General features: G+C 64.1%; 18 protein-coding genes. 11 read left to right on the forward strand and 7 right to left on the reverse strand.

Annotation, left to right across the window (positions count from 1 at the left end; translation table 11 throughout):
• Window positions 1–124: 124 nt before the first annotated feature.
• The 8 genes from H7R73_RS01380 to tldD all read left to right on the forward strand — a co-directional run bounded on the left by H7R73_RS01380 (window position 125) and on the right by tldD (window position 11246).
• On the forward strand, window positions 125–1165 hold the full coding sequence (locus H7R73_RS01380) for a rod shape-determining protein (RefSeq protein WP_005308111.1): 1041 nt from the start codon (window positions 125–127) through the stop codon (window positions 1163–1165).
• A 41-nt stretch (window positions 1166–1206) separates the two neighbouring features.
• On the forward strand, window positions 1207–2115 hold the full coding sequence (gene mreC, locus H7R73_RS01385) for a rod shape-determining protein MreC (protein WP_029313545.1): 909 nt from the start codon (window positions 1207–1209) through the stop codon (window positions 2113–2115).
• The gene (gene mreD / locus H7R73_RS01390; protein WP_010672635.1) at window positions 2115–2600 is read left to right on the forward strand and encodes a rod shape-determining protein MreD; all 486 of its coding nucleotides are present in this window, start codon (window positions 2115–2117) and stop codon (window positions 2598–2600) included. Before mreC ends, mreD begins: the two co-directional genes overlap by 1 nt.
• Before the next feature lie 52 nt (window positions 2601–2652).
• Window positions 2653–3240, forward strand: a complete 588-nt coding sequence (locus tag H7R73_RS01395; protein WP_010672636.1) for a Maf family protein — start codon at window positions 2653–2655, stop codon at window positions 3238–3240.
• A 79-nt stretch (window positions 3241–3319) separates the two neighbouring features.
• A complete protein-coding gene (gene rng, locus H7R73_RS01400; protein ID WP_010672637.1) occupies window positions 3320–4789 on the forward strand; it encodes a ribonuclease G in 1470 nt (489 codons plus the stop codon).
• The gene (locus H7R73_RS01405) at window positions 4790–8689 is read left to right on the forward strand and encodes a YhdP family protein (protein ID WP_182951452.1); all 3900 of its coding nucleotides are present in this window, start codon (window positions 4790–4792) and stop codon (window positions 8687–8689) included.
• 244 nt (window positions 8690–8933) lie between these two features.
• Window positions 8934–9740 (forward strand): carbon-nitrogen hydrolase family protein, encoded by an 807-nt coding sequence (locus H7R73_RS01410; protein ID WP_103259373.1) that lies wholly within the window; start codon window positions 8934–8936, stop codon window positions 9738–9740.
• A 57-nt stretch (window positions 9741–9797) separates the two neighbouring features.
• Window positions 9798–11246 (forward strand): metalloprotease TldD, encoded by a 1449-nt coding sequence (gene tldD / locus H7R73_RS01415; protein ID WP_182951453.1) that lies wholly within the window; start codon window positions 9798–9800, stop codon window positions 11244–11246.
• 103 nt (window positions 11247–11349) lie between these two features.
• On the opposite strand, the gene H7R73_RS01420 is transcribed toward tldD, so the two are convergent.
• The 3 genes from H7R73_RS01420 to H7R73_RS01430 all read right to left on the reverse strand — a co-directional run bounded on the left by H7R73_RS01420 (window position 11350) and on the right by H7R73_RS01430 (window position 13872).
• The gene (locus H7R73_RS01420) at window positions 11350–11553 is read right to left on the reverse strand and encodes a hypothetical protein (RefSeq protein WP_041212219.1); all 204 of its coding nucleotides are present in this window, start codon (window positions 11551–11553) and stop codon (window positions 11350–11352) included.
• 159 nt (window positions 11554–11712) lie between these two features.
• Window positions 11713–12435 (reverse strand): MarC family NAAT transporter, encoded by a 723-nt coding sequence (locus tag H7R73_RS01425; protein WP_103259374.1) that lies wholly within the window; start codon window positions 12433–12435, stop codon window positions 11713–11715.
• Between the two features lie 120 nt (window positions 12436–12555).
• The gene (locus H7R73_RS01430; RefSeq protein ID WP_103259375.1) at window positions 12556–13872 is read right to left on the reverse strand and encodes an MFS transporter; all 1317 of its coding nucleotides are present in this window, start codon (window positions 13870–13872) and stop codon (window positions 12556–12558) included.
• Between the two features lie 154 nt (window positions 13873–14026).
• Here H7R73_RS01430 and H7R73_RS01435 point away from each other — a divergent pair, with 154 nt between their 5' ends.
• A complete protein-coding gene (locus tag H7R73_RS01435) occupies window positions 14027–14704 on the forward strand; it encodes an ATP-binding protein (RefSeq protein WP_103259376.1) in 678 nt (225 codons plus the stop codon).
• A 73-nt stretch (window positions 14705–14777) separates the two neighbouring features.
• On the opposite strand, the gene ypfJ is transcribed toward H7R73_RS01435, so the two are convergent.
• Both ypfJ and H7R73_RS01445 read right to left on the reverse strand, forming a co-directional pair.
• A complete protein-coding gene (gene ypfJ / locus H7R73_RS01440) occupies window positions 14778–15632 on the reverse strand; it encodes a KPN_02809 family neutral zinc metallopeptidase (RefSeq protein WP_042864556.1) in 855 nt (284 codons plus the stop codon).
• A 74-nt stretch (window positions 15633–15706) separates the two neighbouring features.
• Window positions 15707–15970 (reverse strand): hypothetical protein, encoded by a 264-nt coding sequence (locus H7R73_RS01445; protein ID WP_039040440.1) that lies wholly within the window; start codon window positions 15968–15970, stop codon window positions 15707–15709.
• A gap of 140 nt (window positions 15971–16110) precedes the next feature.
• Here H7R73_RS01445 and H7R73_RS01450 point away from each other — a divergent pair, with 140 nt between their 5' ends.
• The gene (locus tag H7R73_RS01450; RefSeq protein ID WP_010672652.1) at window positions 16111–16632 is read left to right on the forward strand and encodes a GNAT family N-acetyltransferase; all 522 of its coding nucleotides are present in this window, start codon (window positions 16111–16113) and stop codon (window positions 16630–16632) included.
• 102 nt (window positions 16633–16734) lie between these two features.
• Here the strand turns inward: H7R73_RS01450 and H7R73_RS01455 are convergent, their stop codons facing one another.
• Both H7R73_RS01455 and H7R73_RS01460 read right to left on the reverse strand, forming a co-directional pair.
• A complete protein-coding gene (locus tag H7R73_RS01455) occupies window positions 16735–16911 on the reverse strand; it encodes a hypothetical protein (protein WP_010672653.1) in 177 nt (58 codons plus the stop codon).
• 471 nt (window positions 16912–17382) lie between these two features.
• The gene (locus H7R73_RS01460; RefSeq protein ID WP_042880492.1) at window positions 17383–18660 is read right to left on the reverse strand and encodes a cation:proton antiporter; all 1278 of its coding nucleotides are present in this window, start codon (window positions 18658–18660) and stop codon (window positions 17383–17385) included.
• A 204-nt stretch (window positions 18661–18864) separates the two neighbouring features.
• Here H7R73_RS01460 and metH point away from each other — a divergent pair, with 204 nt between their 5' ends.
• Entirely contained in the window at window positions 18865–22560 is a 3696-nt protein-coding gene (gene metH, locus H7R73_RS01465; protein WP_103259377.1) for a methionine synthase, read from the forward strand.
• Window positions 22561–22586 lie beyond the last annotated feature (26 nt).

The following is a 22586-nucleotide window of genomic DNA, read 5'->3' on the forward strand; positions in this document are numbered from 1 at the left end:
GATGACTCGCATTTTTGTCGCGCCTGATTGATTGGCGACAGTTTGAGCGCTTGCCCATTGGGGTGGGCATTGGTAAAGTTAGCCGGTTTTCTGCACCTCCAAATTCTTAGGATTTCCCGTAGCCATGTTCAAAAAGCTCAGAGGCGTCTTTTCCAACGATCTGTCGATCGACTTGGGAACTGCCAACACCCTGATCTATGTAAAAGATCAAGGGATCGTCCTTAACGAACCCTCAGTTGTCGCCATTCGCCAAGAGCGCGGGAACGCCAAATCGGTCGCTGCTGTCGGTCATGCCGCCAAGCAGATGCTGGGTCGTACCCCGGGTAACATCTCCGCCATTCGCCCGATGAAAGACGGCGTGATCGCCGATTTCTACGTGACCGAGAAGATGCTGCAGCATTTCATCAAACAGGTTCACGACAACAACTATTTCCGCCCCAGCCCGCGCGTGCTGGTGTGCGTACCCTGCGGCTCCACCCAGGTGGAACGTCGCGCCATCAAGGAATCCGCTCTGGGCGCCGGCGCCCGCGAGGTTTACCTGATCGATGAACCCATGGCTGCCGCCATCGGTGCCGGCCTGCCGGTCTCCGAAGCGACCGGTTCCATGGTGGTGGACATCGGTGGCGGTACCACCGAAGTGGCCATCATCTCCCTGAACGGCGTGGTCTACTCCCAGTCCGTCCGTATCGGTGGCGACAAGTTCGACGAAGCCATCATCAGCTACGTCCGTCGCAACTACGGCAGCCTGATCGGGGAAGCCACCGCCGAGCGCATCAAGCACGAGATCGGCTCCGCCTATCCGGGCGAAGAGGTGCGCGAGATCGAAGTGCGCGGTCGCAACCTGGCCGAGGGTGTGCCCCGCAGCTTCACCCTGAACTCCAACGAGATCCTGGAAGCGCTGCAAGAGCCGCTCTCCGGCATCGTCTCCGCCGTCATGGTGGCCCTGGAGCAATCCCCGCCCGAGCTGGCGTCCGACATCTCCGAGCGCGGCATGGTGCTGACCGGTGGTGGTGCTCTGCTCAAAGACATCGACCGTCTGCTGATGGAAGAGACCGGCATCCCGGTCGTCGTGGCTGAAGATCCCCTCACCTGTGTCGCCCGTGGCGGTGGCAAGGCGCTGGAGCTGATCGATATGCACGGTGGCGATCTGTTCCACTACGAATAAGACCCAAAGCCGGCCGAGCGCCGGCTCTTTTTTGACGACTCATGAAACCCATCTTCGGTAGAGGCCCTTCGCTTCAGTTACGGTTGTTTCTCGCCGTCATCATCTCCGTCGCTGCCATCGTCGCGGATTCCCGCTTCGGTGTGTTCAGCCATGTCCGCGTTTATCTGAGCTCCCTGGTGAGCCCGCTGCAATACATCGCCAACGCCCCCGGCACCCTGCTCGACACCATGTCGACCCAGGTGCAGACCCGCGCCGATCTCATCGAGCAGACCAAGCAGCAGGAGCAGCAACTGTTCACCCTGCGCTCGCGCCTGCTCAAGATGGATCAGCTGGAGCACGAGAACCAGCGTCTGCGCGAGCTGCTGGGGTCGCCGGTACACAAGGAGTCCCGCAAGATGGTGGCCGAGCTGCTGTCGGTGGATTCCGACCCCTTCAGCCATCAGGTGCTGATCAACAAGGGGGCGCTGGATGGCGTCTACAACGGCCAGCCGGTGATCAACGATCAGGGGGTGGTCGGTCAGGTGCTCCACGTGGGCTCTACCACCAGTCGCGTCCTGCTCATCACCGACTCCAGCCACGGCATCCCGGTGCGGGTGCTGCGCAACGACTTGCGTGCCATCGCCTCCGGCAGCGGCGAGCTGGACAAGCTGGAGCTGCGCAACCTGCCCCGCAACACCGACGTCCAGGTCGGCGATCTGCTGGTCACCTCGGGCCTGGGCGGCCGCTTCCCGGAAGGTTATCCGGTGGCGACCGTGACCCGCTCCGACTACGTGGAGGGCAAGCCCTTCGCCCAGATCGAGGCCAAGCCCCTGGTGGCGCTGGACCGTCTGCGCTACCTGCTGCTGCTGTGGACCGACAAGAAACCGGAAGTACACGACAAGGATGCCCTTGAGCCTGCGGCGAGCGCCTCGGCGGCCACGGCAACCTCGGCGGCGGGGGCGACGCGCTGATGCTGCAACCCGCCAGCGGCAGGATCTGGATCTGGTGTTCGATCCTGCTGGCCCTGTGCCTTTCCATCCTGCCGCTTCCCTTTCAATTCGAACCCTTCCGTCCGGACTGGCTCGCCATGGTGCTCATCTACTGGGCGCTGGCGCTGCCGCACCGGACCAACGTCGGCACCGCCTGGGTGGCGGGCCTGCTGCTGGACGTGCTGCTCGGCAGCACCCTCGGCGTGCGGGCCATGGCCATGGCCATCACCACCTACCTGGCGGCCTTCCAGTTCCAGAAGATCCGCAACTTCTCCCTCTGGCAGCAGGCGCTGATCATCGGTCTGCTCTCCCTGGTGGGGAAGATCACCGTGTTCTGGGCGGAGCATCTGTTCAGCCGGGCCAGCCTCAACTTCGCCTACTTTTGGTCGACGTTGACGACGATGTTAATATGGCCCTGGATTTTTATGGTCTTGCGCAAGGTGCGGCGTCGCTTCAATATCAAGTGAATGTGAATAAAAACAACGCATTGTAACTGCGCATCGTCTCATTGAGTGAAGTATGAACAAGCACAACGAACTGCAACTCTATCTCGCCTCGGGCTCCCCCCGCCGGCACGAGCTTCTGACCCGCCTGGGCTACCGTTTCGAGGTCCTCAAGCTGGATGTGCCGGAGCTGCGCAACGACGGTGAGAAGCCCCAGGATTACGTCTGCCGGCTGGCCCGCGACAAGGCCATGGCCGGTGTGGCCGCGGCGCCCACGGCGCTGCCTGTGCTGGGGGCCGACACCATAGTGGTGCTGGGGGAGCGGGTGCTGGAGAAACCCTCCGACCTGCTGGACGCCAAGGACATGCTGGAAGCCCTCTCCGGGCGGGTACACCAGGTGATGACGGCGGTGGCCCTGGCCACCCCGGAGCGGTGCGATGTGCGGCTGGTCACCACCAACGTGGCGTTTCGCAAGCTGGACGAGGCCGAGATCGAAGCCTACTGGCGCACCGGCGAGCCGTGCGACAAGGCGGGCGCCTATGCTATCCAGGGCATTGCCGGCAAATTCGTCAGTCGCCTCGAGGGGAGCTACAGTGCCGTGGTCGGCCTGCCCCTGCTGGAGACGGACCTGTTGATCAAGCAGCACCTCGAGCAGACCCGGTAATCCTCTCGTCAGCAGTGCGCTGCTGAGTTACCCGTTGTTCGTCGTGCCAGAATTCAAAACTAGAAAGGCAAGGTAACTTATGTCGGTAGAACTGCTGGTAAACGTCACCCCCTCCGAAACCCGGGTCGCCCTGGTCGAGAACGGTCTGCTGCAGGAAGTGCATGTGGAGCGTCAGGCCAAGCGCGGCATCGTGGGCAACATCTACAAGGGCAAGATCAGCCGCGTGCTACCCGGCATGCAGGCCGCCTTCGTCGACATCGGCATGGACAAGGCCGCCTTCCTGCACGCCTCCGACATCGTCCCCCATACCGAGTGCGTGGCGATCAAGGAGAAGGAGCAGTTCCAGGCCGGCAACATCGCCGAACTGGTGCGCCAGGGGCAGGACATCATGGTACAGGTGGTCAAAGACCCGCTCGGTACCAAGGGGGCCCGCCTAACCACCGACATCACCCTGCCATCCCGTTATCTGGTCTTCATGCCGGGCAGTGCCCACGTGGGGGTCTCCCAGCGCATCGAATCCGAGGCGGAGCGCGAGCGCCTCAAGCGCACCGTGGCCGGCTATGTGGACGAACTGGGCGGCTACATCATCCGCACCGCCGCCGAAGGGGTGGGGGAGCAGGAGCTGGAGCAGGACGCCGCCTTCTTGAAGCGTCTGTGGCGCAAGATCCTCGAGCGCAAGCAGAAGTACCCCCCCTGCAAGATCCTCTACGAGGATCCCAGCCTGGCGTTCAGGGTGGTGCGTGACTTCGTCGGTGCCGAGCTCGACAAGATCCGGGTCGACTCGCGCCAGAGCTTCGATCAGCTCAAGCGCTTCACCGAGGAGTACGTGCCCGAGCTGGCCAACAAGCTGGAGTACTACACCGGCGAGTCGCCGATCTTCGATCTCTACGATGTGGAGAACGAGATCCAGCGGGCGCTGGAGCGCAAGGTGGAGCTGAAATCCGGCGGCTACCTCATCATCGATCAGACCGAAGCCATGACCACGGTGGACATCAACACCGGAGCCTTCGTCGGCCATCGCAATCTGGAAGAGACCATCTTCAACACCAACGTCGAGGCCACCGCCGCCATCGCCCGTCACCTGCGCCTGCGCAACCTCGGCGGCATCATCATCATCGACTTCATCGACATGCAGTCCGAGGATCACCGTCGCCGGGTGCTGCACAGCCTGGAGCTGGCGCTGGCCAAGGACAGGGCCAAGACCAACGTCAACGGTTTCTCCCAGCTCGGGCTGGTGGAGATGACCCGCAAGCGCACCCGGGAGAGCCTGGAGCACGTGCTCTGCGCCGAGTGCCCCGAGTGCAAGGGGCGCGGCCGGGTCAAGACGGTGGAGTCGGTCTGCTTCGAGATCCTGCGAGAGATCATCCGGGTCAACCGCGCCTACGACGCGGATCAGTTCACCGTCTATGCGGCCCCCTCGGTGGCCGATTACCTGCGGGGGGAGGAGTCCCACAGTCTGGCGGAGCTGGAAGTCTTCATCGGCAAGCAGGTCAGGGTGGTCTCCGAGCCGCTCTGTGGGCAGGAACAGTTCGATGTGGTGATGATGTAATTGGTCTATCGCTGGCTGAGTCGGGGCTGGTTGGCCCTCGGAGTCTTCTTCGTGCTGCTGGCTGTTCTGGTCAGCGTGGTACGACTGGGCGGCCCCTTGCTCAACCAGCACCGGGCGGCCGTGATAGGGACCCTGCTCGGGGAGAGCCAGCTCGAGGTGAGCGTGGATCACGTCGGGCTGGAGTGGACTGCCCGCGGCCCGGCAATCGGGCTGGAAGGACTGGCCATCGCCCCCGATTCGGGGCGTTTCTCCCTGCGCCTTGGCAAGGTGTGGGCCCACCTCGACTTCTGGCGCTCCCTCAACGAACTCAGGCCGGTGTTTGGCCAGTTGATCCTGAGCGACGGCAACATCGCGCTGGACATGACCCAGCCCGCCACCCCCGTCAGCGGGAAGAGCGCGAACCAGCAGGAGGCCCTGCTGCGCTTCCTGCTGACCCAGCTCTCCACCTTCGACATTCACGACACTCGCCTGAGCCTCACCACGGCACTGGGGGAGGTGCGCGCCCTCGACATCGCCCAGTTGCGCTGGCAGAACCGCGGCAAGCGGCATCAGGGGGTCGGCAAGGCCTATCTCATCAACGGGGTGGGGGAGAGCACCCTGGACCTCATCATCGATGTGGATGCCCCCGAGGTGCGGCTCGACCGCCTCAAGGGCCAGCTCTATCTGGGGGCCAGAGAGCTGGACATCAGCCCCATGCTGGCCAGGATCCACGCCGGCGCGCCGCCGGTGAGCGGCCAGCTCGACTTCCAGCTCTGGAGCGAGTTCGAGAAGGGCAGGCTCGGCAACTCCCTGCTGGCCTTTGGCAACAACCACCTGATCTGGAAAGACGAGATCAAGGGGGAGCCGCACCGCCTCGACCTGCAGGGGGGCAAGATCCAGCTGCGCCGGGACGGCGAGGCGTGGCAGCTCGCCAGCCACGACGTCACCTTCAAGCTCGATGGCGCCACCTGGCTGCACAGCCGCCTGCAGCTCGAGCGCATCGGCTCACGCATCCAGGGTTATGTGCCCGCCATCGATCTCGACCAGATTGCCAACCTGAGCCAGCTGGTCTCCGGCCTCTATCCCGAGCTGACCGAGACCCTCAAGCGCACCCGGCCAAGGGGCCAGTTGCAGGAGCTGGTCCTGCAGGCCGACGGGGACTGGCAGGGGCTCTCTCTGCAGGGGCAACTGCGCGGCTTCGGGACCCGGGCCTGGCACGATGTGCCCGGTCTGCAAAAGCTGGACGGTGACTTCTGGCTGACCCCGAACGGGGGGCGTGCCCGCCTGACCCTGGGCAAGGGCAAGGTGGATCCGGCCCGCCACTTCAAGGAACCCATCCCGGTGGACAGTCTGAGTGCGGCCCTCGACTGGTGGCGGGCGCCGCAAGGCTGGGTGCTCTATGGCCAGGACATTGCCCTGGACAACCCGGATCTGCGCCTCGCCAGCCGGTTTCGCCTCGAGCTGTTCGAGCACCCCTTCCTCGCCCTGACCGGGCGCATCGACGTCAAGAACGCGGCCCATGCGGATCGCTACTACCCCCTGGCGGTGATGGATGAGGGGCTGGTGAGCTACCTGAGCGGCGCCATCAAGGGGGGCAAGGCCAAGGGGGCCGACCTGCTCTGGTACGGCGAATTCCGTGACTTCCCCTACGACAACGGCAAGGGCGTCTTCCAGGTGGCGGTGCCGCTGCAACAGGCCACCTACGAGTTTTTCCCGGGCTGGCAGCCGCTGACCGACCTGCAGATCGATCTGCTGTTCCAGAACGCCAGCCTCGACATGAACAGCCGCGCCACCCAGCTCGGCAAGGCCAGCTCCGACTCGGTGCATGCCTGGATCCCGGACCTCTATCCGGGTGCTCACCTCTACGTGGATGCCAGGGTTGAGGGCGAGGGCAAGGCCATCAGCGACTATTTGCAGGACTCGCCGCTGGGGGGATCCGTCGGTCAGGCGCTGCGGGAGGTGGAGATCCGCGGTCCCATGAAGGGCACGGTGAAGCTCGACATACCGCTGGATGGCGAGGGGGAGGTCAAGGCCAGCGGGGAAGCCAGCTTCAAGAACAACAAGGTGAGGATCGCCTCCCTGGATCTGCCCCTCGACGGGGTTGCAGGGACGCTCGAGTATGACAACGAGCAGACGCGCATTCACAACCTCAAGGCCAGCCTGTGGAACCAGCCGCTGACCCTGGATTATCAGGGGCGGCAACTGCCCCACGGCTATCAGGCCGACCTCAAGTTCCAGGGGCAGTGGGACAGCCGCCGCCAGCGCCGGGATATACCGGCCCTCGAGATGCTCCAGGGGCGCAGCAACTGGTCCGGTACCCTGGGGCTGACCCTGCCCGAGAACAAGGCGTTCAGCTTCCAGCTGGCGCTGGACTCCAACCTGCAGGGCATGGGGCTGGATCTGCCTGTGCCCCTGACCAAGGCGGCGGGTACCCGGCTGCCTCTCAAGGTGACGGCCCGTGGGCGGGATGGCAGCGCCGACATCCGCGCCGTGCTGGGGGCGGACATCGACATGCAGAGCCGCCTGGTGTACGGCGACGGCGTGCCCTATCTCAGCCGGGTGCGGGTCAACATCGGCCAGCCTGGGGCGCGGGTGATGCAGGACAAGCCCATGCTGCTCGCCATCAACCAGCAGCAGGCGGACGTAGCCGGCTGGCTGGCACGTCTCAAGCAGTGGCTGCCAGCTGGCACGGCGCCGAGTGACAATGCGGTGGTGGGTCCCGCTTTCTTGCCCCAGGAGTGGTGGGTGGATGGCCAACTGGCCCGTGCCGACATCGGCAGCGCCAGCCTCAAGGCGGTGCACTTCACCCTGGGGCCGGTGAACCAGGCCACCGAGGTGATGATCGACAGCCCCGACGTGATGGGGGTGGTGCGGGTGCCGGTGGCCGATGGGCGCCCCATCGATGCCAAGTTTGCCCGCATCTACTGGTCCGGCAAGGGGACCGATCTCAGCCCGGATCCCGATGAGCGCCAGGACAGGGCCATCATGGACGCCATTCCCTGGCTCACCTTCAGCTGCGTGGATTGCCGCTTCGGCGAGCTGCCCCTGGGGGAGGTGAAGGGGGAGCTGCAGCCCGGGGCCAACCGGCTGGATCTCAAGGGACTGGAGATGCGCCTGGCGGGCAGCACCCTGCGCGGCAGCGCCGAGTGGCTGGCCCGTGGCAGCCAGATGCAGACCCGTGCCAGGGTGAACCTCGAGACCCGCAACAGCGAGCTGCTGCTCAAGCGGCTCGGCTACACCTCGCCCATCGGGGATGCCCCGGGCAAGCTGGCGCTGGATCTGAACTGGCGTGACGTGCCCTACCGCCTGAGCCTGCCGACCCTGGCGGGCAGCGCCGACTACCAGCTGGAGGGGGGGACCCTGCGAGAGGTCAACGACAAGGGGGCCCGGCTGCTCTCCCTGCTGAGCCTCGATTCCCTGATGCGCAAGCTGCGCCTCGATTTTCGCGACGTCTTCGACAAGGGCTTCTATTTCGAGTCCATGTCCGCCTCCGCCAAGGTCCATCAGGGGGTGGTGGAGAACAACGACTTCTACATGAAGGGGGCCGCGGGCAACCTGCGGGGCAAGGGTATCGCTGATCTGGTGCGCTGGCGGCTCGACTTTGATCTGAGCTTCTCTCCGAACCTGGGGGGCACCCTGCCCGTGGTGGCGGCCTTCTCCCTGACTCCCATCACCGGGCTCTATGTGCTGGCCCTCTCCAAGCTGCTGGAGCCCGTGGTGGACGTGGTGACCCGCATCGATTTTCGGGTCTCCGGCCCGCTGGACGCCCCCAGGCTGGTGGAGGCGGGGCGGGATCGCGCCCGCATCAAGCTCAACCAGCACCAGAAGGAGGCGGTGGATGCGGTGGCGCCCGGCCTGCCCGCCAAGGAGGTCACCCCCTTCCTGCTCAATCCCAAGCATCAGGGCTCGGGTCAGCGCTGAGGGCATGCACCGGGCTGGGGGACTTTCCCCCGACCGCCAAACCCCTCATAGTGCAGATATTGCCCCGCGAGCCGAGAAGGCCTTCTGCCACCGGCTCGCCCAACAGAAGAGTGCGGATATTGCCCGCGAGCCGTGAAGGCCTTCTGTCACCGGTCACCGGCTCGCCCAACAGAAGAGTGCGGATATTGCCCTGCGAGCCGAGAAGGCCTTGTGCCACCGGCTCGCCCAACAGAAGGAGCGCGTCATGTGGCTAGCCGCCATGCAATTGATATCGGGTCGTACCTGGCAGGATAACCGGGAGCGGATCGCCGCCGAGCTGGCGAGTCTGCCCGGGGAGCGCCCCTTGCTGGTGCTGCTGCCGGAAAACTTCGCCCTCTTTGGCGAGCGGCAGGGGTATCTGGACGGGGCAGAGCCATTGGGAAATGGCCCAATCCAGCAGCAACTCTCTGATTGGGCCAAATCCCACGGCATCTGGCTGGTGGCCGGGGCCATGCCCACCGCCATCGCCGGTGCCGACCACATCCACACCAGCACCCTGGTGTTCGATCCCGACGGCGAGCTCAAGGGGCACTACCACAAGATCCACCTGTTTGACGTGGACGTGGCGGACAATCACGGCCGCTACCGGGAGTCGGAGACCTTCAGCCCGGGTGATCAGCCTGTGCTGGTGGACTCCCCCTTTGGTCCCCTCGGCCTTTCTATCTGTTATGATCTGCGCTTTCCCGAGCTGTACCGCCAGTTGGCCCGGGCCGGTGCCCGGGTGCTGCTGGTGCCTGCCGCCTTTACTGCCGTCACCGGCGAGGCGCACTGGGAGCCCCTGTTGCGGGCCCGTGCCATCGAGAACCAGTGCTACGTGGTGGCCGCCAACCAGGGAGGCACCCACGAGACGGGGCGCCAGACCTGGGGCCACAGCATTGTGATCGACCCCTGGGGCCGGGTGCTGGCCTGTCGGGCGTCGGGGCAGGGCACAGTGCTGGCGCCGCTGGATGGGGCCCTGATCGATGAATTGAAACGCACCATGCCGGTGCTGCAACACGCCCGCCTGCTGTGAGCCCGCGGCCGTGGATTTAACCGTTACGACATCTCGCATGAGAGTGGAGAGAAAGATTTGAGTCTATTGAGCCAGGTTAGTGCCTCCCTGTTGGCCCCGAACGATCTCGACGAAGGGCGGCTGCAACAGCTGCTCGGCAGCCTGATGAGCCATCAGGTGGAGTTCGGCGACCTCTATTTCCAGCGCAGCTGGCACGAGTCCTGGATGCTGGAGGACGGCATCGTCAAGGATGACAGCTACAACATCGATCAGGGGGTGGGGGTGCGCGCCGTCAGCGGCGAGAAGACCGGTTTCGCCTACTCGGACGAGCTGAGCCTGCTGGCGCTGCAACAGTCGGTGACTGCCGCTCGCGGCATCGCCGCCGCCGGTGCTCACGGCAAGGTAAAAGCATGGGCTCGCACTGAAGCAAACCTGCTCTACCCGGCGCTGGATCCCCTGCAGACCCTCGACAAGCAGCAGAAAATTGCCCTGCTGGAGCAGATGGACAAGTTCGCCAGAAGTCTGGATCCCGCCATCAATCAGGTGATGGCCTCCATCAGCGGGGTCTATGAAGAGATCCTGGTGGCCGCCACCGATGGCACCCTGGCCGCCGACGTGCGCCCCCTGGTGCGCCTCTCGGTGACCGTCATCGCCGAGAAGGGGGATCGCCGTGAGCGCGGCAGCGCGGGTGGCGGTGGCCGCTTCGGTTACGACCATTTCCTCGAGCTGGACGGGCTCGAGAGCCGGGCGTTTGGCTATGTGCGCGAAGCGGTGCGCCAGGCCCTGGTCAACCTGGAGGCCATCGACGCCCCGGCCGGCACCATGCCGGTGGTGCTCGGTGCCGGCTGGCCCGGTGTGCTGCTGCACGAGGCGGTGGGGCACGGTCTGGAAGGGGACTTCAACCGCAAGGGCTCCTCCGCCTTTGCCGGGCGCATCGGCGAGCAGGTGGCTTCCAAACACTGCACCATCGTCGATGACGGCACCCTGCCGGGTCGGCGCGGCTCCGTCTCCATCGACGACGAGGGGACGCCGGGGGGTTACAACGTGCTGATCGAGAACGGCATCCTCAAGGGTTACCTGCAGGACAAGCAGAACGCCCGTCTGATGGGGGTGTCGCTCACCGGCAACGGCCGCCGCGAATCCTACGCCGCCCTGCCGATGCCGCGCATGACCAACACCTACATGCTGGCGGGTCAGTACGATCCAGCGGAGATCATCGCCTCGGTGAAGAAGGGCATTTATGCCCCCAACTTCGGTGGCGGCCAGGTGGACATCACCTCCGGCAAGTTCGTCTTCTCCGCCTCCGAGGCCTACCTCATCGAGGATGGCAGGATCACCGCGCCCATCAAGGGGGCGACCCTGATCGGCAACGGCCCCGAGGCGATGAGCCAGGTTTCCATGGTGGGCCGTGATCTCGCGCTGGATCGCGGGGTCGGGGTCTGCGGCAAGGAGGGGCAGAGCGTGCCGGTCGGCGTTGGCCAGCCCACCCTCAAGCTGGATCAGCTCACAGTGGGCGGTACCCAGTAAGGTCATACACCTTTGTAAACCCCGGCCCGGCGCCGGGGTTTTTATTGGAAGGCGCAAGCAATAAAAAGCCCCGGCAGGCGCCGGGGCTGGGAAAGGGGTCGGGTCAGTTGACCGAAATGGCGCGGGCGTCGATGAAGAAGCGGGCGTGGCCGTGGTCATCCACCCTTATCTGGGCGAGCAGGCGATCCTTTCGCTTGAACTCCCATCCTGTCTTGATCCGGGTCAGCGCGGGGCTGGCGGCACCGACCACGTTCAGATACTCATGAAACAGGCTGTAGCTTCCAATCTCGGTCAGCATCTTTTCCATTTGCATATCTCCTCAAGTGATGGGGTCAGCACATGCCACGCTAGCGGCAACCTTCTGAACCCTGCCTGTACAAAAACCAGACTACCCCATCAAGATGAAGGCAATATGATCAGGCGCAAGATCAGGAGGGATTTGCACGAAAAATGACACCGTTTTCAATCAGGGCTGGCGCGGCACGGCGAGATGATCGAGGGCGGTAGATCCGGCATGGGTCGGCAAGGCTGCAGCGGGTTGTTCCATCACCTGGCCATGGAAGACGGGATCCTGCGCCACCTCCTTGACGCCGTTGATGCAGAACTGCATACCCATGCACACCAGCAGGAAACCCATGATGCGGGTCATGGCGTCGATGCCGGTGGCTCCCAGGATCTTGCACACGGGATCTGCCAGCTTGAGCACACCCCAGCTGATCAGGCTCATCAGGGCGAAGGCGGTGACCATGGCGGCATAGATGACGACGCGATCGGCCTCGGCCGGCAGCTCGGCGATCTGGGCCGCGCCGCTGATCACCAGCGCCATGGTGCCGGGTCCGCACATGCTGGGCATGGTGAGGGGCACGAAGGCGATATTCTGGTTGGCCTCGACCCCCGCAGACTGGTTTGGCGAGGGGAACAGCATGCGAAAGCCGATGAAGGCGATGATGAGGCCACCGGCCAGGCGCAGGCCGGGAATGGAGATCCCGAACAGATCCAGGATGGAGGACCCGATGAAGAAGCTGACGCACAGGGTGGCGAACAGATAGAGGGCGGCCAGGTTGATCTGGCGGCGGATGTGCTCGCGGGACATGCCCTTGCTCAATCCCAGCAGCAGGGTGGCCGTGGTGGGCGGGTTGACCATGGGCAGCAGGGCCAGCAAGGCGAGAAAGACGACCTGGAAGAACATAGTGGACCTCGGGCAGATGGACGGATTGGGGTGAGCTGGCAGGTCCGCAGCGGACCGCCACCCGGTCGATGATATCCGCAAAGAACAAGCCCCGACAGTGCGGGGCTTGCTTGGGAAGGATCAGGCGGCCTGCGGGGTGGCCTGGCGTTGGCCGCGCTGGCGCAGCCAGAGCCAGATGCCGAGCACGAAACCGAGGGCGGCCAGGCTGACCACATAGTGGGAGGGGGCCAGCACGTCCTCCTTCATCCAGAGGGTGACCAGCATGGGGGTGAGGCCGCCGAAGATGGCGTAGGCCACGTTGTAGGAGAACGACAGCCCGGAGAAGCGCACCACCGGCGGGAAGGCATTGACCATGACGTAGGGCACGGCGCCGACGATCCCCACCGCAAAGCCCGCCAGCATGTAGAGGGGCACCAGCTGATCCGTGCCGACTGCCAGGCTGTGGTAGAAGGTATAAGTGGCGCCGGCCAGCAGCAGGGAGCCCAGGATGAAGGTAGGACCGCTGCCGATGGCATCGATCAGGCGACCATAGACGATGCAGCCCAGGGTGAGGGCGACGATGGCCAGGGAGTTGGCGGTCAGGGCATCGGCCGGGCTGATGCCGTGGACCTTCTGCAGATAGGTCGGGGTCATCAGGATCACCACTACTATGCCGGCGGAGAGCAGCCAGGTCAGCAGCATGGAGACGACGACGCTGCCCTTGTGTTCACGCAGTACCGTCTTGAGGGGCAGCTCCTCGGCCAGGGACTTGTTGGCCTGCATCTCGGCGAAGACCGGGGTCTCGTGCAGCCAGCGGCGCAGGTACATGGCGACGATGCCGAACACGCCGCCGAGCACGAAGGCCAGACGCCAGCCCCAGTCGCTCACATCGCCCGGGCTCATGCCACGGTTGATGGCGGTCGCCACCAGGGAGCCGAGCAGGATGCCGGCGGTCAGCCCCGCGGTGAGGGTGCCGCAGGCGACACCGACCCGGCGGGCGGGCACGTGTTCGGCCACGAAGACCCAGGCACCGGGGACTTCCCCGCCGATGGCGGCCCCTTGCAGGATCCGCAGCAGCAGCAACAGCAGGGGGGCGGCGATGCCGAGCACGGCGTAGGTGGGCAACAGGCCGATCAGCAGGGTCGGCAAGGCCATCAGGATGATGCTGAGGGTGAACATCCGCTTGCGGCCGATGAGATCGCCAAAGTGGGCCATGATGATGCCCCCCAGGGGACGAGCCAGGTAGCCGGCGGCGAAGATGCCGAAGGTCTGGAACTGGCGCAGCCACTCGGGAATGTCGGCCGGGAAGAAGAGCTCGCCGATGACCACGGCGAAGAAGACGAAGATGATGAAGTCGTAGAATTCGAGGGCGCCGCCCAGCGCCGCCAGGCTCAGAGTCTTGTAATCCTGTCGATTGAGGGGGCGACCGTGGTCGTGCGATGTGCTGACTTTACTCATATCCTTATGTTTCCCATCGTTTTTTTAGTTATTCTCCCCGGTGTGCTGCGGGGATACGCTCACCCACGAGGGTATGCTTTTGTGTCCCGCAATGTAAATCGCACAATTCGCAACACTGTCTTGCAGCACGGTGCGGCAAGTAGCTGGAGAGATCATGACGAAGAAAAAGGTACTGCTCTCCTGGAGCAGCGGAAAAGACAGCGCCTGGGCCTTGCATCGCCTGCGCCAGGATCCGGCCATCGAGGTGGTGGGGCTGTTCACCACCCTCAACCAGGCGTTCGAGCGGGTGGCCATGCACGGGGTGCGCAAGCAGTTGCTGTTGGCACAGGCTGAGTGCGTGGGCTTGCCGCTGATCACCATCGACCTGCCCTGGCCCTGCAGCAACGAGGAGTATGGGCGCATCATGACGGGCTTCATCGCCGATGTGCAGGTCAAGGACATTTACCACATGGCGTTCGGGGATCTCTTTCTTGAGGATGTGCGCGCCTATCGGGAGCGGCAACTGGCGGGGACCGGCATCACGCCGCTCTTCCCGCTCTGGGGCAGCGACACGACCGAGCTGGCGCAGGCGATGATCGACGCCGGGCTCAAGGCCAGGGTCTGCACCCTGGATCCGGGCAAGCTGGACGCCGGGTTTGGTGGTCATGAATTCGGCCCGGCCTTCCTGGCTGCCCTGCCCGCCGGGGTGGATCCCTGCGGCGAGAACGGGGAATTTCACACCCTGGCCTGGGACGGCCCCATGTTCCTGCATCCCCTGCCCATCCGGGTGGGGGAAACTGTGCTGCGAGACGGCTTCGTCTTCACCGATCTGCTGGCGGAGGATCCCGAATGAGGGAAGACCCCCTCGGGTGAGAAAGGAAAGGGGCCGGCTCCGTGAGGAATCGGCCCCTTTGCGTTTGCCCCCTTCAGCGGGCGGCGAAGGTGTCGCAACTGGCGGGCTTGCCGCTGTCAAAACCGCGTTTGAACCAGGTGAGGCGCTGGGCCGAGGTGCCGTGGGTGAAGCTGTCGGGAACGACCCGGCCCTGACCCTGCTGCTGCAACCTGTCGTCGCCGATGGCCTGGGCGGCGTTGAGCGCCTCTTCCAGATCGCCGCGTTCCAGCACCTGCTCTTTTTCCATATAGTGGCCCCAGACCCCGGCGAAGCAGTCCGCCTGCAGTTCGAGCTTGACCGACAACCGGTTCTGGGCGACCTGGCTCAGCCCCTGTTGCTGCTGGCGCACCTTGGTGGAGATGCCGAGCAGGTTCTGCACGTGGTGGCCCACTTCGTGGGCGATCACATAGCCCTGGGCGAAGTCGCCGTCGGCCCCCAGCTTGTCGCGCATGTCCTGATAGAAGGAGAGATCGATGTAGACGGTGCTGTCGGCCGGACAGTAAAAGGGCCCCATCACCGACTGCCCCTGGCCGCAGCCGGTGCGGGTCGCACCGCGATAGAGCACCAGTCTGGGGGCCTGATAGTGGTTGCCACTTTGCTGGAACATCTCACCCCAGGCGTCCTCCGTGGAGGCGAGCATCACCGAGGTGAAGCGGGCGAGGGGATCGTTTGCAGCCTGGGACGAGTTCTGACGCTGGGGCTGGCTCTGCGGGGCCGGATCCTGCAGCAGGGGGCCGAGGTCCACGCCGTAGTACCCCGCCACCATGACCACCACCAGCAGGATCAGGCGCCCCTTGCCGCCGATGGGCAGGCCGCGACCCCCGTTGCCGCCGCCTTGCTGGCGTCGGTCTTCCACATTGTTGCTCTCACGGCGATCTTGCCAGCGCATATCCCCATACTCCCGTCATTGGTGGTGGCAGTAATGATAATGGCTGGCGCCGGGGCTTGCCTAATCGGCCCGGGTCATTCGGCCCAGGGCATCTCGGGCAGGCTGTCGAGAAACTCGCCGTAACGGACGAGGTTGAAGGGGCCCTGTTCGGCTTCCATGGCCATGAGTTCGGCGCCCAGGGCGCAGGCGATGTATTGCAGCGCCTCTTCCCGCGGGGTGCCCTTCATCACCAGGCGCATCAGGGTGGCTTTCACCTGGAGGGGATGGCCGTCGGCGAGCTGGTTCTCCACCATCTCCAGCAGTGTCTCTTCATCAAAAAATTCGGGGGTATCGGTCATGGCCGTTCTCCTGCCTGTTCCATGGGGTGGGCAGTATAGCGGGGACGCGGCTCCCGGGGGCGAAAATATCCTCCGGGTCTTGCCAAGGAAGCGGGGCGGGAGCAGTCTTGGACACTCTCTCTGCCGAACGAGCCCATGTCATGATCCTCTCCGAGCGCCTGGAACTGCGCGAACTGACCATTGTCGATGCCCCCTTCATTCTCGAACTGCTCAACGATGGTGATTTTCACCGCTACATCGGCGATCGCGGGGTGCGTACCCTGGCGGATGCCGAAAACTACATCCAGCAGGGGCCTGCGGTCAGTTATGCCCGCCACGGTCACGGACTCTATCTGGTGGTGCGGCGGGAAGACGGGGCCAGGCTCGGCATCTGCGGTCTGATCAAGCGCGATACCCTGCCCTGTGAAGACATCGGCTATGCCTTCCTGCCCGCCTGGCGTGGCCAGGGCTATGCCATCGAAGCCGCGCGGGCGGCCATGGCAGATGGCCGTGAACGGCTCGGCATCGAGCGGGTGGTCGCCATCGTCACCCCGGGCAATGAGCGCTCGGTCCGGCTACTCGCCAAGCTGGGGCTGAGTCAGGGCAAACGGGTCAGGCTGGGAGCCGGCGAGGAGGAGTGCCTGCTGCTGGAGGCGCCGGACAAGGAGACTTGCGGGGTCTAGCCACCGCTCTGGGAGCGGGGCCATGCGACTATGACGTCAGGCAAGGAGGCCGCCGTGAGTTGCGGCCTGTCTGCATCGGGCGCTGCCGGTGGGCAGGCAAGGTCAGTTGAGCTCTTCGATGGAGAACTCGCCGGCGATGCCATCACAGGAGATGGCGAAGCCGCCGCTGAAGCGGGTGCTGAACTGGATCAGGAACGCATCGTCGTCGTGTTCTTGCACGGGCAGGTTGATGGGTTTGCTGCGACGCAGGGGTTTGCGGATCTGTACGTGTTTCATCATGGTATTTCTCTATATAAATTAAGTGTTTGCTCCTTGTATTGGCAAATGTCAGGTCAATGGGCGCGGTCAGCACGATGGCGGACGAGCGCGCAGGAATACCCAGCCCGGTTCAGGGGCGTCTGCACTTTCAAGGAAGGCGCCAAGGACCACGCGGATGCATGATGCTACTTGGGAGTGGGCAGATCGGGTCTGCACCGTGAGAGCCGGGCAACGCAGGCAGACAGCCTGAACGGTTCTCAAGGCGAGTAAATCAGAAGAAGGTTATGCGGGTACTGGCAGGATTCATCGTGAGGTGAAGCATTGCGAACATAATCAGGGCTGATTAACTAGCCGGCGCGCATTATCTCCTCGAAATGTGTAAAAAGCAAACACTAATTGTGCGTTCACCCAGTCATTCCCTGTTTTTCACTGCCACGGGGACGGCAAAAGGGCTCCCGAGGGAGCCCTTTTCATTGCCGGTCAGGGACGGGCTCAGGCGTCGCCACAGGCCTTCTTGGCGGCGGTGATCATGGGGGTAATGGTCATGCCCTGTACCACGATGGAGAACATCACCACCGAGTAGGTCATCACCAGGATCACCTGGCGCAGATCGACGTTGTGCTCCGGGATCATCATGACACCGGATGGCAGTGCCAGGGCCATGGCCATGGCCAGGCCGCCACGCAGGCCGCCCCAGGTGAGGATGCGCACCGAGAAGGTGTTGTAGCTGCGGAACTTGCGGAACGCCACATAGGGCAGGGAGACGCTGATGAAGCGGGCGGCGAGGCAGAGCGGCACCGCGATGACCAGCAGGATCCAGTCGCGCCAGGCCAGATCCAGCAGCACCAGTGCCAGACCGATCAGCAGGAACAGCAGGGCATTGAGGAACTGATCCATCAACTCCCAGAAGTGATCCAGGTGGTGCTGGCTCTGCTCGGAGAAGCCGGAATGACGGGTCCAGTTGCCGATCATGATGCCGGTCACCACCATGGCCAGGGCGCCGGAGACGCCGATCATGTTGGCGAAGGCGAAGCCCGCGGTCGGGATGCAGAGGGTCAGCAGCAGCTCCAGGGAGCCGTCGTCGGTGGCGCTGATCATCACGTGGGCGATGAGACCCAGCACGGCCCCGAACAGGATGCCGCCGAGAGCCTCATGCAGGAACAGACCGGCCACGCTGCCGAAGGTGGGCTCCACGCCGCCAAAGGCCACGGCAAACACGGTGGCGAAGATCACCAGGCCGACACCGTCGTTGAACAGGGATTCCCCTTCGATCTGGATGGCGATCTGGGGTGGCGCCTTCATCTTCTTGACGATGGCCAGTACGGCAATCGGGTCAGTGGGGGAGATCAGCGCGCCGAACAGCATGCAGTAGACCAGCGGCAGGTCCCAGCCCAGCAGCTTGGCGATGAACCAGAAGCCGTAGCCGATGAGGAAGGTGGAGAGCAGGGTGGCGGCTATGGCCAGAATGGTGATTTCCCACTTCTGGCTACGCAACGCCTTGAGGTTGATGCCAAGGCCGCCGGCGAACAGCAGGAAGCCCAGGATCCCCTTCAACAGGAAGTTCTGGAAGTCGATGCTCTCCATGGTCTTGATGGCGAGAGGCTCCAGATTGAACCAACCCAGTTTGCCAAACAGCACCAGCAGCGCGGAGATCAGCATGGAGCCCGCAGTGATGGCGATGGTGGTCTGGATCTTCACAACATACTGGTTGGCAAAGGCGATGAAGATCGCCAACGCTGCCAGGAAGCAGAGTGTGTAGTAGACGCTCATAGTTATTTTTCTCTTTGGTAAACAGCAAGCACGTATCCCTCTTGAGGACGGGCATAGGGTACTCCCGGGTTAGATCATGCTCATTACCTATTTATGGTTATATTTAATCGTCATCACGGACAGATAGACGGCTAGATTTCCATTTAATTTGATTGCTGCTAGGATGGGCATCACGCAGTTGCATGGATGTAAGGGGTACGAGCGGTGTCGAGCAGAGAGTCGAACAAGAAAGCGGATGTCACAACCAGGCTGGAAGCCTGTCTCAAGGAGCGGATCCTGATCATCGACGGGGCCATGGGCACCATGATCCAGGGTTACAAACTCGGTGAGGCGGACTATCGGGGGGAGCGGTTTGCCGACTGGCATACCGACATCAAGGGCAACAACGACCTGCTGGTGTTGAGCCGTCCAGCCGTCATTCGCGAGATCCACGACCAGTATTGTGCCGCCGGGGCCGACATCCTCGAGACCAACACCTTCAACGCCACCCGCATCGCCATGGCGGACTACGAGATGGAAGCGCTCTCGGCCGAGATAAACCGGGAGGCGGCCCGCCTGGCCCGCGCCGTGGCGGACGAGTGGACAGCCAAGGACCCGGCGAAACCGCGCTTTGTGGCGGGGGTCCTGGGTCCCACCAACCGTACCGCCTCCATCTCGCCGGACGTGAACGATCCGGGCAAGCGCAACGTCACCTATGACGAGCTGGTGGCCGCCTACACCGAATCGACCCACGCCCTGATCGAGGGCGGTGCCGACATCATCCTGATCGAGACCATCTTCGACACCCTCAACGCCAAGGCGGCCGCCTTCGCGGTGGACCTGGTGTTCGAGGAGCTGGGTTACAGCCTGCCGGTGATGATCTCCGGCACCATCACGGACGCCTCCGGTCGTACCCTCTCGGGCCAGACCACCGAGGCCTTCTACCACTCCCTTCGCCACGTCAAACCGGTCTCCTTCGGCCTCAACTGTGCGCTGGGGCCGGACGAGCTGCGCCAGTACGTGGAGGAGCTCTCCCGCATCAGCGAGACCTATGTCAGCGCCCACCCCAACGCCGGTCTGCCCAATGCGTTTGGCGAGTACGACCTGGACGCGGTCGAGATGGCGGAGCATATCCGCGAGTGGGCTTCGAGCGGCTTTCTCAACCTGGTGGGCGGCTGCTGCGGCACCACCCCGACCCACATCCGCACCATGGCGGACGCTGTGGCGGGCATCACACCCCGCGCCCTGCCGGATCTGCCGGTGGCCTGTCGGTTGTCGGGCCTGGAGCCTCTCATCATCACGGCGGAGTCCATGTTCGTGAACGTGGGTGAGCGGACCAACGTCACCGGCTCGGCCAAGTTCAAGCGCTTGATAAAAGAAGGGCTCTACGACGAGGCGCTGGATGTCGCCAAGCAGCAGGTGGAAAACGGCGCCCAGATCATCGACATCAACATGGATGAGGGGATGCTGGACGCCGAGGCGGCCATGGTGCGCTTCCTGAACCTCATCGCCGGGGAACCGGACATCGCCCGGGTGCCGGTGATGATCGACTCCTCCAAGTGGGAGGTGCTGGAGGCGGGCCTCAAGTGCGTGCAGGGCAAGCCGGTGGTCAACTCCATCTCCATGAAGGAGGGGGAGGACAAATTCATCGAGCAGGCGAAACTGCTGCGCCGCTACGGCGCCGCCGTCATCGTCATGGCGTTCGACGAGGTGGGCCAGGCCGATACCCGGGCCCGCAAGTTCGAGATCTGCCAGCGCGCCTACCGCATTCTGGTGGACCGCGTCGGCTTCCCGCCGGAAGACATCATCTTCGACCCCAACATCTTCGCGGTGGCGACCGGCATCGACGAGCACAACAACTACGCGGTGGACTTCATCGAAGCGGTGAAGGACATCAAAACGCACCTACCCCACGCCATGATCTCCGGCGGCGTCTCCAACGTCTCCTTCTCCTTCCGTGGCAACGAGCCGGTGCGCGAAGCCATCCACGCCGTCTTCCTCTACCACGCCATCAGGAACGGCATGGACATGGGGATCGTCAACGCGGGCCAGCTTGCCATCTACGAAGACATCCCGGCCGAGCTCAAAGAGAAGGTCGAGGCGGTGGTGCTGAACCTCAACGACAACGCCACCGAGGCGCTGCTGGCCATCGCAGAGAAGTATCGCGGCGCGGGTGCCCAGGCGGAGGATCCGCGGGATCAGGAGTGGCGCAGCTGGCCGGTGGGCAAGCGGCTCGAACACGCCCTGGTCAAGGGGATCACCGACTTTATCGAGGAGGACACCGAGGAGGCGCGCGCCCAGGCCGAGAAGCCGCTGCACGTCATCGAGGGGCCGCTGATGGATGGCATGAACGTGGTGGGCGATCTGTTCGGCGCCGGCAAGATGTTCCTGCCCCAGGTGGTGAAGTCGGCCCGGGTGATGAAGCGGGCGGTGGCCTACCTGCAGCCCTACATCGAGGCGGAGAAGTCCGGCGGTTCCAGCAACGGCAAAATCGTGCTGGCCACCGTCAAGGGCGACGTGCACGACATCGGCAAGAACATCGTCGGGGTGGTGCTCCAGTGCAACAACTTCGAGATTGTGGATCTCGGGGTCATGGTCTCCTGCGAGACCATCCTCAAGACGGCCCGGGAAGTGAACGCCGACATCATCGGCCTGTCGGGCCTGATCACTCCCTCCCTGGACGAGATGGTGCACGTAGCAAAGGAGATGGAGCGTCAGGGGTTCAAGCTGCCGCTGCTCATCGGCGGTGCCACCACTTCCAAGGCCCACACCGCGGTGAAGATAGAGCAGAACTACTCCGAGCCCGTGGTCTATGTCTCCAACGCCTCCCGCGCCGTGGGGGTGGCCCAGAGCCTGCTGAGCCCGGAGCTCAAGCCCGCCTTCGTGGCCCGCATCGACAAGGAGTACGAGATTGCCCGGGATCAGCATGCCCGCAAGCAGCCGCGCTCCAAGCCGGTCAGCCTGGCCCATGCCCGGGCCAACCGCCATCAGCTGGACTGGGTGGGCTATGAGCCCCCGGCGCCCCGGGAGCCCGGCGTGCAGACCTTCGAAAACGTGCCCATCTCTGTGCTGCGCCCCTACATCGACTGGACGCCGTTCTTCCTGAGCTGGGAGCTGGCGGGCAAGTTCCCCCGCATTCTGGAGGATGAAGTCGTGGGGGAGGAGGCGACGCGCCTCTACGCCGACGCCAACGCCATGCTGGACCAGCTGGAGAAGGATCAGAGCGTGCGCTGCGCCGGCATCGTCGGCCTGTTCCCCGCCAACGCCGTGGGGGACAGCATCGAGGTTTACACCGACGAGTCCCGCACTGAAGTGAAAAAAGTGCTGCACCACCTGCGCCAGCAGAGCGAGAAGCAGGGCTTCCCCAACTACTGTCTGGCGGACTATGTGGCGCCGAAAGAGAGCGGCAAGCCCGACTGGATCGGTGCCTTCGCGGTGACCGGCGGCATCGGCGAGGAGGCCATCGCCAAGGCCTACAAGGCGGACCACGACGACTACAACGCCATTCTCATCCAGGCGGTGTGCGATCGCCTCGCCGAGGCCTTTGCCGAATACCTTCACGAGCAGGTGCGCAAAGTGCACTGGGGCTATGCCCCGGACGAGGCGCTCAGCAACGAGGAACTGATTCGCGAAAATTATCAGGGGATACGTCCGGCGCCGGGCTACCCGGCCTGCCCGGAGCACACCGAGAAGGGGAGCATCTGGGAGCTGCTGGACGTGGAGCAGGCCATCGGCATGCAGCTCACCGAGTCCTACGCCATGTGGCCGGGGGCAGCGGTGTCGGGCTGGTACTTCTCCCACCCCGAGAGCAAGTATTTCGCCGTGGCCCAGATCCAGCAGGATCAGGTGGAAGACTACGCCATGCGCAAGGGGATGACCCTGGCAGAGGCCGAACGCTGGCTGGGGCCCAACCTGCATTGATCCCCGTCTGCCCCGTCTCACGCGGT

The organism is Aeromonas sp. WP2-W18-CRE-05 (assembly GCF_014168615.1).
Taxonomy (GTDB): Bacteria; Pseudomonadota; Gammaproteobacteria; order Enterobacterales; family Aeromonadaceae; genus Aeromonas; species Aeromonas caviae.

Excerpts from the sequence above, each read along its gene's own strand:
- H7R73_RS01380 (WP_005308111.1), top strand. The coding sequence starts at position 125 with ATGTTCAAAAAGCTCAGAGGCGTCTTTTCCAACGATCTGTCGATCGAC.
- mreC (WP_029313545.1), top strand. The coding sequence starts at position 1,207 with ATGAAACCCATCTTCGGTAGAGGCCCTTCGCTTCAGTTACGGTTGTTT.
- mreD (WP_010672635.1), top strand. The coding sequence starts at position 2,115 with ATGCTGCAACCCGCCAGCGGCAGGATCTGGATCTGGTGTTCGATCCTG.
- H7R73_RS01395 (WP_010672636.1), top strand. The coding sequence starts at position 2,653 with ATGAACAAGCACAACGAACTGCAACTCTATCTCGCCTCGGGCTCCCCC.
- rng (WP_010672637.1), top strand. The coding sequence starts at position 3,320 with ATGTCGGTAGAACTGCTGGTAAACGTCACCCCCTCCGAAACCCGGGTC.
- H7R73_RS01410 (WP_103259373.1), top strand. The coding sequence starts at position 8,934 with ATGTGGCTAGCCGCCATGCAATTGATATCGGGTCGTACCTGGCAGGAT.
- H7R73_RS01420 (WP_041212219.1), bottom strand. The coding sequence starts at position 11,553 with ATGGAAAAGATGCTGACCGAGATTGGAAGCTACAGCCTGTTTCATGAG.
- H7R73_RS01425 (WP_103259374.1), bottom strand. The coding sequence starts at position 12,435 with ATGTTCTTCCAGGTCGTCTTTCTCGCCTTGCTGGCCCTGCTGCCCATG.
- H7R73_RS01430 (WP_103259375.1), bottom strand. The coding sequence starts at position 13,872 with ATGAGTAAAGTCAGCACATCGCACGACCACGGTCGCCCCCTCAATCGA.
- H7R73_RS01435 (WP_103259376.1), top strand. The coding sequence starts at position 14,027 with ATGACGAAGAAAAAGGTACTGCTCTCCTGGAGCAGCGGAAAAGACAGC.
- ypfJ (WP_042864556.1), bottom strand. The coding sequence starts at position 15,632 with ATGCGCTGGCAAGATCGCCGTGAGAGCAACAATGTGGAAGACCGACGC.
- H7R73_RS01445 (WP_039040440.1), bottom strand. The coding sequence starts at position 15,970 with ATGACCGATACCCCCGAATTTTTTGATGAAGAGACACTGCTGGAGATG.
- H7R73_RS01450 (WP_010672652.1), top strand. The coding sequence starts at position 16,111 with ATGATCCTCTCCGAGCGCCTGGAACTGCGCGAACTGACCATTGTCGAT.
- H7R73_RS01455 (WP_010672653.1), bottom strand. The coding sequence starts at position 16,911 with ATGATGAAACACGTACAGATCCGCAAACCCCTGCGTCGCAGCAAACCC.
- H7R73_RS01460 (WP_042880492.1), bottom strand. The coding sequence starts at position 18,660 with ATGAGCGTCTACTACACACTCTGCTTCCTGGCAGCGTTGGCGATCTTC.